Genomic DNA, 16,215 nt, shown 5'->3' on the forward strand with positions numbered 1-16,215 from the left:
TCGCTCTAGCGTCGCCCCAGGGCATCGAGCGAAAAGGCATAGCGCTCGCCATCCGGGTGAGACACCAGGCTGAAGCGCTTGAAGTCCAGGCGATAGTCCTTGGCGGGGTCCATGTTCAACCACACGCGGGCGCGGGCCGGATCGAGCGATTGCATCAGGTCGATCTGCTGGTTGTAACCGCCATGACGCGCGAGGTCGACGCCTCGGGCGTGATCATGGAGCAGCACCATGGCCCACCCTCCCAAGCTGAAGTGCCCGGTGAACAGCACGCTCAAGCGCCCGTCGATACGGGCCTGGAGCGCCGCCCTGGAGCTGTTCATGGCGCTGAACAACACATCCTTGCCTGGCTGGCGACCCGCCTCCTCGAACGCCTGCATGGCACCCAGGGCCATTTCATCGTTGGCCGACCAGACCAGCGCGGTCTGCGGATAGCGCTTGACCAACTGGCTCGCCTGCTCATGGGCCCGTTCGCGACTCCACTCGCCATAGACCAACTGGCGCAGATGCACTTGCGGGTGCTCGGCCAGCGCCCGGAGCAGGCCCTTCTCGCGCAATTGCGCCGAAGGGGTGAGTTTCTTCCCGGAAAAAGCCAGCAGATCGAGCGTCTGCCCAGGTGCCAGCGGTCCGTATTGGCGCAACAGTTCCTTGAGCATCAGGTAACCGCTGCGCTCATCATTGGGCACCAGGCTGCCGAGCAACTCGGGAGGTGGGGCGCCGTTCTCTGTCAGCAGGCGAGTCTGATCGCTGGTCAACGTGTTGTTCACCAGGAACAGCTTGACCCCACTGCCCTGCGCCAATTGCAGGATCCGCGGGGCGACATATTGATCGTTGACCAACACCAGGTAGTCCGGACGGTCCTTCGCCGTGACGGCCTCGCGCGCCAGGCGAATCATCAGTTGGGGATCGCGCCCGGCATACTCCACGCGCAGCCGCAGGCCCAGCTTGCTTGCCGCCGCTTGCATGAATTCGGTGTAGCTGACCCAGAAGGGTTCGGTGGAGTGGCCCGGGTTCAGGAACACGACCGAAGGAGCAGTCGAACTGCCAGGCAACGCCTCGGAAGAAGAAACCACCTGGGCGGCTTGGGCCTGCGTCCAGAATGACAGGCATAACAGCCCCACTAGCCTGCAGATAAACTTCGACATCCCGCCCGCCCCAAGTAATACGCCACCCAGTATAACGACCCGGGTGGCGAACAGGCACATGAACGCGAGACCTTCATGTGGCCGGCAACGGCTCGAACCTATTGATGACTGACCCAGAACACTGCGGTGCCCACCACCAGGATAATCAGGAACAAAATGGCCCAGGCATCAACAGAACTGTCGCTTTTCCTTGCTTTGGTCGGATTGCTCATTGCATCGCCTCTTGTCGGTTTTGTAGGTGATTGCATAGGGACTCGACCACAGTTAAGACGATGATTGCCCGCACGACAAATGTGGGTTAGGCAATAATCAATCTCATTAGTCGATTTGGTTCTTTACATATACTCAAACATCACTTTTGCGCATAACTCAAAACAGGTATCTTGCACCGGCTCCTCTAGGAGTGCGCGGCCGTGCGCGCAGAATTGCCGAGGCAGAACCCGATTCCAGCGAGCCAACATGCAGCTGTTTCTGATCGGCCCAAGCCTGAGACCGAGACTTATATGTACGTATATGACGAGTACGATCAGCGGATCATCGAGGACCGCGTCAAGCAGTTCCGTGATCAGACCCGACGCTATCTGGCAGGCGAGCTGAGCGAAGAAGAATTCCGCCCTCTGCGCTTGCAGAATGGCTTGTATGTCCAGCGCTTCGCCCCGATGCTGCGCGTGGCTGTGCCTTATGGCCAACTGACCTCGCGCCAGGTGCGCAAGCTGGCGAAAATTGCCCGCGACTACGACAAGGGCTACGCCCACATCAGTACCCGGCAGAACGTCCAGTACAACTGGCCAGCCCTGGAAGATGTGCCCGAGATTCTCGCCGAACTGGCCACCGTGCAGATGCACGCGATCCAGACCAGCGGCAACTGCCTGCGCAACGTCACCACCGACCAGTTCGCCGGTGTCGCGGCCGACGAGTTGATCGACCCGCGCCCGTGGTGCGAGATCGTCCGCCAGTGGACGACTTTCCACCCGGAATTCGCCTACCTGCCGCGCAAGTTCAAGATTGCCATCAACGGCTCGACCTCGGACCGTGCGGCCATCGAAGTCCACGACATCGGCCTGGAGACGGTCTACAACGCGGCCGGCGAGCTGGGCTTCCGTGTGCTGGTGGGCGGTGGCCTGGGGCGTACCCCGGTGGTCGGCGCGTTCATCAACGAGTTCCTGCCGTGGCAGGACCTGCTGAGCTACCTCGACGCCATCCTGCGGGTATACAACCGCTACGGCCGTCGCGACAACAAATACAAGGCGCGGATCAAGATCCTGGTCAAGGCCCTGACGCCTGAAGTGTTCGCCGAGAAGGTCGAAGCCGAGATGGCTCACCTGCGGGGCGGCCAGACCACCCTGACCGAAGCCGAAGTGCATCGCGTCGCCAAGCATTTCGTCGACCCGCAGTACAAAGCCCTGGGCAACCAGGACGCCGAACTGGCAGCCCTCGACAAAGAACACCCAGGCTTCGCCCGCTGGCGCACCCGCAATACCCTGGCCCACAAGAAGCCGGGTTATGTCGCGGTGACCCTGTCCCTGAAGCCGACCGGCGTCGCGCCCGGCGACATCACCGACAAGCAACTGGACGCCGTGGCCGACCTGGCCGAGCGCTACAGCTTCGGCCAGCTGCGCACCTCCCACGAGCAGAACATCATCCTGGCAGACGTTGAACAGAGCCAGTTGTTCACCCTGTGGGGCGAGCTGCGCGAGCAAGGCTTCGCCACCCCGAACATCGGCCTGCTGACCGACATGATCTGCTGCCCGGGCGGCGATTTCTGCTCGCTGGCCAACGCCAAGTCGATCCCTATCGCCGAATCGATCCAGCGTCGTTTCGACGACCTGGACTACCTGTTCGACATCGGCGAGCTGGACCTGAACATTTCCGGCTGCATGAACGCCTGTGGTCACCACCACGTCGGCCACATCGGCATCCTGGGCGTGGACAAGAAAGGCGAAGAGTTCTACCAGGTCTCCCTGGGCGGCAGCGGTAGCCGCGACGCCAGCCTGGGCAAGATCCTCGGCCCGTCGTTTGCCCAGGACGACATGCCTGACGTGATCGAGAAGCTGATCGACGTGTACATCGAACAACGTACCGAAGACGAGCGCTTCATCGACACTTACCAACGTATTGGCATCGACCTCTTCAAGGAACGCGTCTATGCAGCGAATCATTAAGAACAACGAGGTCATCGACGAAACCTGGCACCTGCTGCCCAAGGACGCGACCTTCGACGGCATCTCCAACTGTGACGACCTGATCGTGCCCCTGGCCCTGTGGCGCGATCATGCCCACGCCCTCAAGGCCCGCGACGGCGGCCTGGGTGTGTGGCTGGACGCTGACGAGGAAGCCGAGGAAATCGGCGAGGACGCCAACCAGTTGCAGGTCATCGCCTTGAACTTCCCGGCCTTCACCGACGGGCGCAGCTACTCCAACGCTCGCCTGCTGCGTGACCGCTATGGTTTCAAGGGTGAATTGCGGGCAATTGGCGACGTGCTGCGCGACCAGCTGTTCTACATGCGCCGCTGCGGCTTCGACGCCTTCGCCTTGCGTGCCGACAAAGACCCCTACGAAGCCCTCGAAAGCCTCAAGGACTTCTCGGTGACCTACCAGGCTGCCACTGACGAACCGCTGCCGCTGTTCCGTCGTCGCTGAGACAGCCCCATGAAAAAGCCCTGATCCGGGGATACCGGTTCAGGGCTTTTTTGTTGGGCATTATTTGCAAAAAATCTCGCAACCCCACCGAAACCTCTGTGGGAGCGAGCTTGCTCGCGATAGCGGAGGGACAGCTTGCATCAATGGGGGTGTGCAGCCGTCATCGCGAGCAAGCTCGCTCCCACAAGGGAATGGCGGTGAGTCCGAACTTCCAGCCCACCCCCGAACCACTGTGGGAGCGGGCTTGCTCGCGATAGCGGTGGATCAGCTTGCCTCGATATCGGATCTACCGCCGTCATCGCGAGCAAGCTCGCTCCCACAGGGGGATTGGCGGTTAGACGCAGTACCGAGGAGCCGCCCCCGAATTACCAGAATCGCTGCTGGGTCAGGCGGCTCCACCAACTGAGCAGCACGCGATCCACCGAACCACTGGCCGCCATGCCGATGCGTTCCTGCAGGCTTTTGCGTTCGGCGTAGTGCAGGTGGTACAGCTCGGCACCCTTGGCGCGTTCGGCCAGGTATTCATCGCTGGTTTTCAGCTCGTCCACCAAGCCCTTGCCCTGCGCCGCGACACCCAACCAGACCTCACCGGTCGCCACTTCATCGATGGCCAGTTGCGGGCGGTAGTTGGACACGAAGTTCTTGAAAAGCTCATGGGTAATGTCCAGGTCTTCCTGGAATTTTTCCCGGCCCTTCTCGGTATTTTCGCCGAACACCGTCAACGTGCGTTTGTATTCCCCGGCCGTCAACACTTCGAAATCGATGTCGTGTTTCTTCAGCAGCCGGTTGACGTTGGGCAATTGCGCGACGACGCCGATGGAACCCAGGATCGCGAAGGGAGCGCTGATGATCTTCTCACCGATGCACGCCATCATGTAGCCACCACTGGCCGCGACCTTGTCGATGCAGACCGTCAACGGCACGCCGGCCTGACGGATTCGCGCCAGTTGCGACGAGGCCAGGCCGTAGCTGTGGACCATGCCGCCGCCACTTTCCAGGCGCAGTACCACTTCATCCTTCGGCGTCGCCAGGGTCAGCAGCGCAGTGATTTCATGACGCAGGCTCTCGGTGGCCGAGGCCTTGATGTCACCGTCGAAATCCAGCACGAACACCCGGGGCTTGGCCGCCGGCTTGTCCTTGTTTTTCTTCCCGGCCTTTTCAGCCTTGCCTTCGGCCTTGCGCAGCGCCTTGAGCTGATCCTTGTCCAGCAGCGTCTGTTCCAGGCGCTCACGCAGCCCCTTGTAGAAATCGTTGAGTTTGCTCACCTGCAACTGACCGGTCGACTTGCGCCGCCCCTTGCTGCGCAACGCAGCAAAACTGACCAACACCACCAGGATGGCGATCACCAGCGTCACGGTCTTGGCCAGGAAACCGGCGTACTCGATGAAAAACTCCACAGCAACTCCTTAAATGCAATGCGCCACTGAACGCAGGCGCGTAACGGCCCCAGCATACCCATGCGCCTGCGTCGCGACCAGTCATGAAACCGGTGGTTACCTTAACGCGAGCGAGGCAGGACAAGGCTGCAACGGACATTTCAAACAAGCGTATGTTTTTTCATTGACAGCTCACCGCCATCCCCATAACCTCGCCAAACCTTCAACGTACCGGGATGACGCGGACGTGGGCAGTATCTATCTGATTCGACATGGCCAGGCCTCCTTTGGTGCGGACGACTACGATGTCCTTTCACCCAATGGCGTGCGCCAGGCGCAAGTGCTCGGCGGCCACCTGGCGGAGCTCGGTGTCGTATTCGATCGCTGCCTCTCGGGTGACCTGCGTCGCCAACAGGATACCGCCATCGGCGCGCTGGGCCAGATGTCCGCCGCCGGGTTGCCGGTTCCCGGGCTGGAAATCGACGCCGCGTTCAACGAGTTCGATGCCGACGCGGTCATTCGCGCCCTGCTGCCGGACATGCTTGCCCAGGAGCCCGAGGCGCTGCATATCCTGCGCAACGCTGCGCAGAACCGCGCCGAATTCCAGCGCATCTTCGCACTGATCGTCGAACGCTGGCTCAGCGGCCAGTATGACCCGCCGGGCCTGGAAAGCTGGCTGGGTTTTGTCGAGCGGGTCCAGGCGGGCCTGCACCGCATCCTGGAGCAAGCCGACAACACCCATAAAATCGCCGTGTTCACCTCCGGCGGCACCATCACCGCCCTGCTCCACCTGATCACCCAGATACCGGCCCGACAGGCCTTCGAACTGAACTGGCAAATCGTCAACACCTCGCTCAACCACCTGAAATTCAGGGGCCGCGAGGTGGCCCTGGCTTCCTTCAACAGCCATGCCCACCTGCAACTGCTGAAGGCCCCGGACCTCATCACCTTTCGCTGAGTCCGGATTACTGTAGACCCTTGCTGTACCACCCAAATAAGGATCGAAACCATGACCTCCGTAGCCGACGCCGTACAAGCCATGAAAGCCAAGTTCAACCCAACCGCCGCTGACGGCCTGAACCTGGTATTCGGTTTCCGCATCGACGATACCAAGAATTTCTCGCTGGTCGTCAAGGAAGGCACCTGCGAACTGCTGGAAGGTGAAAACCCGGAGGCCCAGGTGACCCTGGTGATGGACGGCGAAACCCTGCAAGGCATCGTCAGCGGTGAAACCGACGGCATGCAAGCGTTCATGGGCGGCAAGCTGCGCGCCGAAGGCGACATGATGCTGGCCATGAAACTGTCCGAGCTGTTCCCAGGCTGAGACTGCGCTCGCGTTCTTCGCGGGTCTTTGATTGCAAACGAATCCCGCCCCCGTGGCGGGATTCGTGTTTTTGCCTCAAGTATCTTCGCTGGCTGCCCCGCCGCTATCGCGAGCAGGCTCGCTCCCACAAGGCATCTGCGGTTCGCAGGTATCGGGGAGGCGCGTCAGCTCTTACAATGCCCGCTTCCCCGTATCGGCCTGAACATGGACATCGACCTCGCTCGCACCTTCCTGGAAATCGTCCGCCACGGCAGCCTCGCTGCAGCGGCCGAAAAGCTGCACGTGACCCAGACGGCGATCACCGCCCGGGTCCAGAAGCTCGAAAGCCAGCTTGGCTGCGCGCTGTTCGTACGCAACCGTGCCGGCGCGCGCTTGACCAGCGACGGCGAGGCGTTTGTGGTCTACGCCAACCAGCTCGTGCAGACCTGGGAAGCAGCCCGTCGGGACCTGCCACTGCCCGAGGGCTATCGCAACGTCTTGCACCTGGGGGGCGAGGTCAGCCTGTGCAATCCCTTGATGCTTGCCTGGGCCGGCGGACTGCGCCAGAAGATTCCCGGCCATGCCCTGCGCATGGACATCCGCGACGGCGAGAAACTGCTGCAACAGCTGGAGCTGGGTCTGCTGGACGCGGCGGTGGTGTATCAGCCCGAATACTGGCCGCGCCTGCAGGTAGAACAGCTGCTGGAAGAGAAACTCATCCTGGTACGCCTGGCCGCCCGTCCCGAGCCCTACGTGTACATCGACTGGAGTGCTGACTTCCGGCGCCAACACGACACCGCGCTACCGGACAAGGCCAAGGCCGCCGTGACCTTCAACCTCGGCCCCCTGGCCCTGCAGTACATCCTGGAAAACGGCGGCAGCGGCTACTTCCGCACCCGGGTCGTGCAGAGCTACCTGGACAGCGGCATCCTGGAACGGGTGCCCAAGGCACCGGAATTCAACTACCCCACCTACCTGGTCTACTCCCGCGATCGGGACTCAGCGGCGTTGCAGCAGGCATTCGAGGTGTTGCGAGAGATCGTCAAGACCGGCAGCGACTGGTCGCAGCGCTGGGATCCATTGACCTGACAGGTTGGGAGGCAAGGCATGAGGGGCCGTCGTGACCAGAGCTTGCTCCCGCTTTGTACTTTGTAGGAGCTGGCGAAGCCTGCGATCTTTTGATCTTTTGATCTTTTGATCTTTTGATCTTTTGATCTTTTGATCTTTTGATCTTTCGCTTGAGATTCAAGTGGCAGGGAAAAGATCGCAGCCTCGTTGCACTCGACAGCTCCTACACAGCTCCTACACAGCTCCTACGGCCCAGCGGGAGCAATCTCTGGCCACAAAAGCCCCTCGCATTATCTCTGCATGTGGGCCACGATCTCGTCCTTGACCAGTAATCGCTTCTTCTTGAGCGTCTCCAAAGCATCGTCGGACAACGCGCCGGAGGACGGTTTCTCGGCTTCGACCACCTCGGCATCAAGTTGGGAGTATTTTTGAAGTAACGAGTCGAGCCTTGGATTCTCGCTGCGTTTTTGCTGGATGTGGTCTTTTGTGCATTTGAGATCCTGGCACAAATCGTGGGACACCGGCATGGAACACCTCCTTCGATGGGTCGGTGGCAGACGCCCTTGCGGCGCCCGTCGATTATCAGGATGGCCTCCTCGACAGGGTTCTGTCGACCGCCAATCCGACCAGCGGTGACCGTTCGTCGTACCGGATCGCTTGGCGATCAAACCTTTGCCGGTGCGTCGCCCTCCATTGAGCAGAGACGACAAGAGTCGCTCGTTCAACTTGTATGGAGACTTACCTATGGACAGATTTACCCTGCGTCAACTCGGCCTGGCAGTTGCCCTGAGTACCAGCATGGACATGGCATGGGCCGCGACTTCCAACGACTTTGTCGACAACGCGGCGGCCGGTGGGATTGCAGAGATCGAGACCAGCAAACTGGCCTTGGAAAAAAGCCAATCGGCGGACATCAAGGAATTCGCCAACAAGATGATCACTGACCACACCAAGGCCAACGAAGAGCTGAAAGCCCTGGCGCAAAAACATGACATCGAGGTACCCGACGACACCACGTTGATGAAAAAAGCCAAGGCGAAAATTCTCGACGTGCGCGATGAGTCTTTTGATGCGGCCTACGCCAACAACCAGGTCAAGGCCCACGAAGAAACCATTGCCCTGTTCAAGAAAGAAGCCGAAACCGTTACCGACGACAAGAAGGCTGGCAATACCGAACCCAAGGCGTTCGCCCAGAAGATGCTGCCAGATCTGCAACATCACCTGGAAGCCGCCAAGAAACTTCAGGCTGCGCATCCAAGCAAGTAGAGCGAGGCGCTGCTCACTCAAGGAAAAACGGCGCCTCCCTTGGCAGGGAAGCGCCGTTTTTTTCGAAGCGCCCCCTGTGGGAGCGAGCTTGCTCGCGATAGCGGTGGTCCAGTTACAGGGATATCGAATTTGCCACAGCCATCGCGAGCAAGCTCGCCCCCACAATGAATCGGTGTCGCACATCCGTCATGGGCTAGCCACCATCAGTGTCGATATCAGCGTCAGTATCCTCGCCAGATTTCGGCCGATCCGGTTCAGGCTTGAAGCCGGGGCTGAAGGTGTTGTCATTGTCCCTATGACGATTCTTCTGATCGACCTCCGTGGCGGCGCTCTGGGCCTGGTCCGTCCCGGCAGGGCGTAGTGGTTGGGTGTTTGCGGGATCGTCGTTCATAGGCACCTCGTTCATGGCAGGGCCGGATGGATGACCGGTCTTGAACATTCGAAGGTGATGCGACGGCGTCGGTTCCATTTGTTTGCAGTGCCTCGATCAGCCGCCCAGCACACTCCTCACCATCCGGGTCAGCGCGTCCGGGCCGTAGGGTTTGCTCAACAAATGGGTATCGGGGCTCAACTGATGGTTGCGGGAGATGATGTCCCGGGTGTGCCCCGAGGTGAACAGCACCGGGACCGGCGGTTTCTGCACCTTGGCCCAGGCGGCGAGGTCGGAACTCTTGATCAGGCCGGGCATGACGACGTCGGTGAAGATCAGGTCGACCGAGATGCCTTCCAGCAGCAGCCTCATCGCCTCATCGCCGTTGGCGGCCGTGAGGGTCCGATAGCCGGACTGCTCCAGCAGTTCCACCGACGCGCTGCGCACCTCATCGTTGTCCTCCACCACCAGGATCGTCTCTTGCCGGCCGGACTGAAGCGCGTCGTGTTGCTCGGTTTCGCCCGCTTCGGGCGCAAGGCTTCGAGGAAAATACATCCGTACTCGCGTGCCCTCGCCCAGGTCGCTGGAGATCTCGATATGGCCGCCACTCTGCTTGACGAACCCGAACACCATGCTCAATCCAAGCCCGGTGCCCTGGCCATCGGTCTTGGTGGTGAAAAACGGTTCGAACACCTGCTTCAGGATCTCGGGCGGCATGCCGGCACCGCAGTCGATCACCGACAGCCGGACATAGTCGCCGGCCGAGATCCCCTTGCCGGCACAGAACGCTTCATCGAGCCCGATGTTCTCCCCGATCAGGCGGATGATGCCCTCGCCGCCCATGGCATCGCGAGCATTGATCGCCAGGTTCAACAGGGCGTTTTCCAATTGATTGCGATCAACGTGGATGCACCAGGGTTCCAGGGGCAGGCTCACTTCAATCTGGATGGTTTCGCCCAAGGCCCGTTGCAGCAGTTCACCCATGCCATCGTAGATGCGTCGTGGGTTGTAGACCGCCGGTGACAATGGCTGGCGCCGGGCAAAAGCCAGCAGTTGCGATGACAACTTGGCCCCTCGCTCCACGGCTTCGATGGAGGCACTGACCCGCCGTTGCACGTTGACGTTGTCCCGCTCGTGGCGGGCCAGCAAGTGCAGGTTGCCGGCAATCACTTGCAGCAGGTTGTTGAAGTCATGGGCCACGCCACCCGTGAGACCGCCAATGGCCTCGAGCTTTTGCGATTGACGCAACTGCTCTTCTGCCGCCAGTCGCGCCTGCACCTCGTCGGCGACCCGCTGTTCCAGGTCGCGGGTGAATTTGAGCAGCGACGCTTCGGCTGTCTTGCGTTCATTGATGTCAATCAGCACACCTGGAAAACGCAGGGGCTTGCCCGTGGCATCGAATTCGCAGCGACCGCTGGCCAGCACCCACAGGTAATCACCGCCTATGCGGCGCACCCGATATTCAGCGCTGTAGGGGATGCCCGTACGCACGGTCAGTTCGACCCGCTGGTTGACCTCGTCGAGGTCATCGGCGTGGATGCGCTGGCGGGCAATTTCGATGGGCAGTGCGTCCAGCGAACAGTCTGGCGGGTAGTTGAAGGTACGGGCGAAACGCTCATCGCCCGACAGTGTGTCGGCCTGGATGTCCCAGACGAACGATCCCAGCAATGGTCCGGCCGAGAGCGCCAACTGGATGCGTTCATTGACGGCTCGGTAACTGCGTTCGGCCTCTTGCCGGGCACGCTCGGTCAACACGAGCTCGGTGGTTTCCACCACAATCGCCAGCACGCCCGCCGGGGACTGGTCGTCATCGGGCACCGGGCTGTAATAGAGGTCCATCCACACATCTTCAGGCTTGCCATCGCGCAACAGGACCAACTCTTTGCTGCGGTAGGACAAGGTGCCGCCGGCCAGGCAGACGTCCAGCACATGCCGATTGAATTCGGCGACCTCCGGCCAACCCAACTCCACTGCGCACCCCAGCAGGTAAGGATGGCGGCCACCGGCAAACTCGGCATAGGCATCGTTGTAGATCATGAAGCCCTGGCGGCCCCACAACATCACCATCGGCAGGGGCGAAGCCAGCAACAACTGGACGGCGCTGCGCAGGCTGGCGGACCAGTGCTCGATGGCGCCCAACTCGGTCCGGCTCCAATCGAACGCCCGGATACGCCCGGCCATTTCACCGCCCCATCCAGGGCACCCGTGATTTTGGGATAGAAACTGCATGGTCGATTCTGAACCTCAAAATGCCTGCTGGGAGTCGGCATACACAAATCCCTTGCGATCAGAGCTTCGAGCGCTGGGTTGGCGTTTGGTTTCATGGGGAGGTCATGAACGACGACCTGTCTGGACTAGGGACATGCTTCCTGTGGCCAGAGATTGCTCCCGCTGGGCTCTGTAGGAGCTGGCGAAGCCTGCGATCTTTTGATCTTGATCTTTCGCTTGAGATTCAAGTGGCTGGGGAAAGATCGCAGCCTCGTTTCACTCGTCAGCTCCTACATACCGCCGAGCGGGAGCAAGCTCCCTCGCCACAGGGTAGTGTTGTCTAGCGGAAATCACGGCTATGCACCTGGATGCCCGCCAACAACTCGGTCAGGTCGCTCAGGCGCCCGGCGATCAGGTGGCGGACCTCGCCGACGCTTTCCCAGCGCCCGTCGACCTTGAGCAATTGCGAGCCCACCAAGGTCTTGCGCTGGCGCTCGGCCAAGTCGCGCCAGACCACCACGTTGAGGTTGCCGAATTCATCTTCCAGGGTAACGAAGGTCACACCGCTGGCCGTACCCGGGCGCTGGCGACCGGTGACCAGCCCGGCGACGCTGACATTGCGGCCATGTTCCACCTCTTGCAGTTCCCGTGAGCTGCGACAGCGCCGGGCGCGCAGTTCGGGACGCAGCAGGGCCAGAGGATGAGGGCCCAGTGTCGTGCCGAGCGTGGTGTAATCGGCAAACAGGTTTTCCCCCAGCGTAGGTTTTGGCAGGGCCACGGACGGTTCCTCCTGGCAGGGCAAACCGGCGAACAAGCCCAGTTGCTTCTGCACCCCAGCCACTTCCCAGCGGGCACGATGGCGATCACCGGCCAAGCCCTGCAAGGCCCCCGCATCGGCCAATTGCGCCTGGGCCCGGGCATCGAGCTGCGCGCGCTCGCCCAAGTCGGCCACATCGCTGAAGGGCCGATGCCGGCGGGCCGCTTCGATACGGCGGGCATCCTCTTCGCGAAAGCCCTTGACCATGCACAGCCCCATGCGGATCGCCGGTTGTCGACCGTCCATGGGCTCGAGGCTGCAATCCCAATCGCTGGCGCGTACGTCCACCGGGCGGATCGACAGTTGATGCCGGCGGGCATCCTGGAGGATCTGGTCCGGGCTGTAGAACCCCATGGGCCAGCTGTTGATCAGGGCACAGGCGAACGCCGCCGGTTCGTGGCATTTGAGCCAACTGCTGGCGTAGGTCAGCAAAGCGAAACTGGCGGCGTGGGATTCCGGGAAACCGTAATTGCCGAAGCCTTTGATCTGTTCGAAGATTTGCGCGGCAAACTCAGCGGTGTAGCCGTTTTTCTTCATCCCCTGCGCCAGGCGTTCCCGATGGGGCTCCAACCCACCGTGACGTTTCCAGGCCGCCATGGAGCGACGCAATTGGTCTGCTTCACCCGGGGTGTAATCGGCCGCGACGATGGCGATCTGCATGACCTGTTCCTGGAACAGGGGAACACCCAGGGTGCGGTTGAGCACTTCCTTCAACGCTTCAGAGGGATAAGTCACCGCCTCTTCTTTGTTTCTGCGGCGCAGGTACGGATGCACCATCCCTCCCTGGATCGGCCCGGGCCGCACGATCGCCACTTCGATGACCAAATCGTAGAAGGTCTTGGGTCTCAGCCGAGGCAACATCGACATCTGCGCCCGGGACTCGATCTGGAACACACCGATGGTGTCGGCGCGGCTGATCATTTCGTAGGTCGCCCGATCATCCTTGGGCAGCGACGCCAGGGCGTAGCGCTGGCCCCGATAGCGCTCGATCAGGTCGAAACAGCGCCGAATCGCACTGAGCATGCCCAGGGCCAGGATGTCCACCTTGAGCAACCCGACCGCGTCCAGGTCGTCCTTGTCCCACTGGATGATGGTGCGTTCGGCCATGGCGGCGTTTTCCACCGGCACCAGGGTGTCCAGGGGCTGCTCGGAAATCACGAAGCCACCCGGGTGCTGGGACAGATGCCGGGGAAAACCGATCAATTGCTGGGTCAGGCTCAGGACCCGGCGCAACACCGGGCTGTCCGGGTCGAAGCCACCTTCACGCAAGCGCTCCACTGGCGGCGCCTCGTCGCTCCAGCGGCCACAGCAATCGGCCAGGGCGTTGATCTGGTCCGGCGGCAGGCCCAGGGCCTTGGCCACATCGCGCACCGCCCCGGCGCCGTGGTAACTGCTGACCACCGCCGTCAATGCCGCACGATGACGACCGTAGCGCTGGAACACGTACTGCAGCACTTCCTCGCGACGCTCATGTTCAAAGTCGACGTCAATGTCCGGCGGCTCATTGCGCTCCCGGGACAGGAAGCGTTCAAACAACAGGCTGGTAAGGCTGGGATCGATTTCGGTGATGCCCAAGGCGTAGCACACCGCCGAGTTGGCCGCCGAACCACGCCCCTGGCAAAGGATATGGCGGCTGCGGGCGAAGCTGACGATGTCCTGTACGGTGAGGAAATAGCTGTCATAACCCAACTCGGCGATCAGGCTCAGCTCCTTGTCGATCTGTGCCCGCACTTTGTCTGTCACGCCATCCTTCCACCGCTCGCGCATGCCACGCTCGGTCAGTTCCCGCAGCCAGGACGCCGGATCATGCCCCTCGGGCACCAGCTCGCGGGGGTATTGGTAACGCAGTTGGCCAAGATCGAAGGTGCAACGCCGGGCGATGTTCAGGGTTTCGTCGAGCAAGGCCCGCGGGTAGAGATCGGCCAGAGCCTTGCGGCTGCGCAAGTGGCGCTCGCCGTTGGGGTGCAGGCGCTGGCCAGCCTCGGCCACCGTGACGTGGTGGCGGATGGCGGTCATGGTGTCCTGCAAGGCACGACGGCCGCGCACGTGCATGTGCACATCGCCACTGGCCACGGCGGGAAGATTCAAGCGCTCGGCCAGCGCCAACGAGTCTGCCAACCGGCGGCGGTCGTCCTGTGCGCAATGCAACTGGACCGTCAGCCACAGGCGCCCGGCAAAGATCGGCTGGAGCCAACGCCCGTGTTCCTCAGCGTCGTTGCCCTCGGCTATCCACAACGCCAGCAGCCCCGGCAAGGGCTGGTCGAAGTCCTCTCGCACGATGCGATAGTGGCCCTTCTCGCTGCGACGCCGGGCGCGGGTGATCAGCCGGCACAAGGCTTGATAGCCTTCCAGGTCTTCCACCAGCAACACCAGTTTCGGGCCGTTCTCGATCTGGATTTCGCTGCCGACGATCAGTTGCAGCTCCAGTTCCTTGGCCGCCTGCCAGGCCCGGACGATTCCGGCCAAGGTGCATTCGTCGGTGATCGCCAGGGCCTGGTAGCCCTCTTGCCTGGCCCGACGACACAGCTCCAGGGCACTGGAGGCGCCGCGCTGGAAGCTGAAGTTCGACAGGCAATGCAGCTCGGCATACTCAACGCTCATGCGAACCAGCCCTGCAGCCACAACGGCCCGCCCTCGCCCACCGGTTGATAGGCCCAGCCACGTTGTCCGCTGCGGGTTTCGATCAGGTAGTAGTCACGGCGTACGTCGGCGCCGTCCCACCAGCCGGTCTCGATGCGTTCCGGGCCCATGAGGATTCGCGCCTGGCTGTCCTGCAGCACCTGGGCCTCATTCAGCAGCCAGCCGGGACGTTGCACGCCAGCGCGTACCGGACAGGCCTGGGGCCGCGGTTGCGGCGTCATTTGCCAGGCGCATTCAGGTCGATGGTCATCGCGAAACCCCAGGCCCTGCACCGCGTCATCTCCCAGCCGCGCCCGCAGCCGTTCGCGCAGTTGCTCCCAGGGCAGGGACTGTTGCGGGCGCTCGTCGAACAGCTCCAGGCGCTGGGGCACGAAACTCGGCAGGTCCTCGGCACACAAGCGAAAACCCCGCACCGGGGCCGCGACCTGCACCTGTTCCAAGCGACCGCGGGCCAGTTCGAAGAGCATCGCAGGATCCCGTTCGGCGCTGAGCAAGCCGACCTTGATCAGCGTGTCCGGCAAACCGGCGTGCTCCAGGTGCAGGTCGAAGCGCTGCACGCCACTGTCGCGTCCGCACAGGAAGGCCGACAAGTCACCGGTCAGCCGGCGCAACGGAAACAGCAGCGCCTGATGGGACTGAACGTCGTAGTTGAGTTCGATGCGCACATCGAAACGGTCTGGCGGCAGGTAGAACGACAGCGCCAGGGTGCGACTGCCCGTCAGCGCGTCGAGGTGCTTGAGCACCTGGGCCTCGAAGCGCCGAGCCAGGGTCTGCCGGGGCAAGGCCTGGACCTGGCTCAGGCGGCGCAGGCCCATGCGCGACAGCGCCGTGGCGACGTCGGGTTCCAGACCGATCCGCTCCACGGGCATGTCTCCCAGGCACTGTTGCAAGGTCTCGGCGTCGGGCACCACCAGGGCATCATAGGCATTGGCCAACACCCGCGCCGCCACCGGATTGGGAGCGGCGACGATGCGATGACGAAAGCCCAGCTCGGTCAGCTCGGCCCGCAAGCGCGCCTCGAACACCGGCCAGGGGCCAAACAGGCCCAGGCTCGACTCGATCTCGAACAGCAACGTGCGCGGGTAATGCACGCTGACCTGGGAGCTGAAACGGTAGGCCCAGGCCGCCAGGAACTGTTGCCAGTGTTCGATTTGCGCCGCGTCGTATTCGGCGGTGGCAAAGCCTTTGCTCAAGGCCTGGGCGGCGGTCATGGTCTGGCCAGGCCGCAAACCCAGGGCTCGTGCCGGCGCATTCACCGCTTGCAGCACCCGACGCTGGGCCGGACCAGTCAGCAATGCCAGGGGCTGGTCGGGATCGGGGCGCTGACGCAGTGCGGCGTCCAGCGCCAATTGCGGGAAGAGAATACAGACCCAGCGCATCGCAAC

At 62.1% G+C, this 16,215-nt stretch carries 13 protein-coding genes; 6 read left to right on the forward strand and 7 right to left on the reverse strand.

Features of this window, described 5'->3' with window-relative positions:
- Window positions 1–5: 5 nt before the first annotated feature.
- Window positions 6–1,142: an ABC transporter substrate-binding protein gene (locus AB4Z20_RS06140; RefSeq protein ID WP_253473394.1), complete on the reverse strand. Its 1,137-nt coding sequence runs from the start codon at window positions 1,140–1,142 to the stop codon at window positions 6–8.
- A 503-nt stretch (window positions 1,143–1,645) separates the two neighbouring features.
- Between AB4Z20_RS06140 and AB4Z20_RS06145 the strand changes: the two genes are divergently transcribed.
- On the forward strand, window positions 1,646–3,304 hold the full coding sequence (locus tag AB4Z20_RS06145) for a nitrite/sulfite reductase (protein WP_214509085.1): 1,659 nt from the start codon (window positions 1,646–1,648) through the stop codon (window positions 3,302–3,304).
- A complete protein-coding gene (locus AB4Z20_RS06150; protein ID WP_018604779.1) occupies window positions 3,288–3,782 on the forward strand; it encodes a DUF934 domain-containing protein in 495 nt (164 codons plus the stop codon). The genes AB4Z20_RS06145 and AB4Z20_RS06150 overlap by 17 nt, the downstream gene beginning before the upstream one ends.
- 365 nt (window positions 3,783–4,147) lie before the next feature.
- Here AB4Z20_RS06150 and sohB read toward each other — a convergent pair whose 3' ends face one another.
- Window positions 4,148–5,179 (reverse strand): protease SohB, encoded by a 1,032-nt coding sequence (sohB, locus tag AB4Z20_RS06155; RefSeq protein WP_063322009.1) that lies wholly within the window; start codon window positions 5,177–5,179, stop codon window positions 4,148–4,150.
- 226 nt (window positions 5,180–5,405) lie between these two features.
- Here sohB and AB4Z20_RS06160 point away from each other — a divergent pair, with 226 nt between their 5' ends.
- The 3 genes from AB4Z20_RS06160 to AB4Z20_RS06170 all read left to right on the forward strand — a co-directional run bounded on the left by AB4Z20_RS06160 (window position 5,406) and on the right by AB4Z20_RS06170 (window position 7,550).
- Window positions 5,406–6,116 carry a histidine phosphatase family protein gene (locus AB4Z20_RS06160; protein ID WP_046062063.1) on the forward strand — a complete coding sequence of 237 codons (711 nt, stop codon included), beginning with the start codon at window positions 5,406–5,408 and terminating at the stop codon, window positions 6,114–6,116.
- Window positions 6,117–6,167: 51 nt separating this feature from the next.
- Window positions 6,168–6,482 carry an SCP2 sterol-binding domain-containing protein gene (locus tag AB4Z20_RS06165; protein WP_442089534.1) on the forward strand — a complete coding sequence of 105 codons (315 nt, stop codon included), beginning with the start codon at window positions 6,168–6,170 and terminating at the stop codon, window positions 6,480–6,482.
- 204 nt (window positions 6,483–6,686) lie between these two features.
- Window positions 6,687–7,550 (forward strand): LysR family transcriptional regulator, encoded by an 864-nt coding sequence (locus AB4Z20_RS06170; RefSeq protein ID WP_018604787.1) that lies wholly within the window; start codon window positions 6,687–6,689, stop codon window positions 7,548–7,550.
- A gap of 269 nt (window positions 7,551–7,819) precedes the next feature.
- Here the strand turns inward: AB4Z20_RS06170 and AB4Z20_RS06175 are convergent, their stop codons facing one another.
- Window positions 7,820–8,056 (reverse strand): YdcH family protein, encoded by a 237-nt coding sequence (locus AB4Z20_RS06175; RefSeq protein ID WP_018604789.1) that lies wholly within the window; start codon window positions 8,054–8,056, stop codon window positions 7,820–7,822.
- A gap of 217 nt (window positions 8,057–8,273) precedes the next feature.
- On the opposite strand from AB4Z20_RS06175, the gene AB4Z20_RS06180 reads away from it, so the two are divergent.
- The gene (locus tag AB4Z20_RS06180) at window positions 8,274–8,795 is read left to right on the forward strand and encodes a DUF4142 domain-containing protein (protein WP_442089535.1); all 522 of its coding nucleotides are present in this window, start codon (window positions 8,274–8,276) and stop codon (window positions 8,793–8,795) included.
- Between the two features lie 193 nt (window positions 8,796–8,988).
- Here AB4Z20_RS06180 and AB4Z20_RS06185 read toward each other — a convergent pair whose 3' ends face one another.
- The 4 genes from AB4Z20_RS06185 to AB4Z20_RS06200 form a co-directional block, all read right to left on the reverse strand.
- Window positions 8,989–9,201 (reverse strand): hypothetical protein, encoded by a 213-nt coding sequence (locus AB4Z20_RS06185; protein WP_390178984.1) that lies wholly within the window; start codon window positions 9,199–9,201, stop codon window positions 8,989–8,991.
- Between the two features lie 81 nt (window positions 9,202–9,282).
- The gene (locus tag AB4Z20_RS06190) at window positions 9,283–11,394 is read right to left on the reverse strand and encodes an ATP-binding protein (protein ID WP_442089536.1); all 2,112 of its coding nucleotides are present in this window, start codon (window positions 11,392–11,394) and stop codon (window positions 9,283–9,285) included.
- Between the two features lie 319 nt (window positions 11,395–11,713).
- Window positions 11,714–14,812 (reverse strand): error-prone DNA polymerase, encoded by a 3,099-nt coding sequence (locus AB4Z20_RS06195; RefSeq protein ID WP_413817773.1) that lies wholly within the window; start codon window positions 14,810–14,812, stop codon window positions 11,714–11,716.
- Window positions 14,788–16,209, reverse strand: coding sequence for a Y-family DNA polymerase (locus AB4Z20_RS06200; protein WP_320390210.1), 1,422 nt, complete (start codon window positions 16,207–16,209; stop codon window positions 14,788–14,790). Before AB4Z20_RS06200 ends, AB4Z20_RS06195 begins: the two co-directional genes overlap by 25 nt.
- Window positions 16,210–16,215: the final 6 nt, after the last annotated feature.

Origin of the sequence: Pseudomonas sp. KB_12 (genome assembly GCF_052114545.1) — a bacterium.
Lineage (GTDB): Bacteria > Pseudomonadota > Gammaproteobacteria > Pseudomonadales > Pseudomonadaceae > Aquipseudomonas > Aquipseudomonas brassicacearum.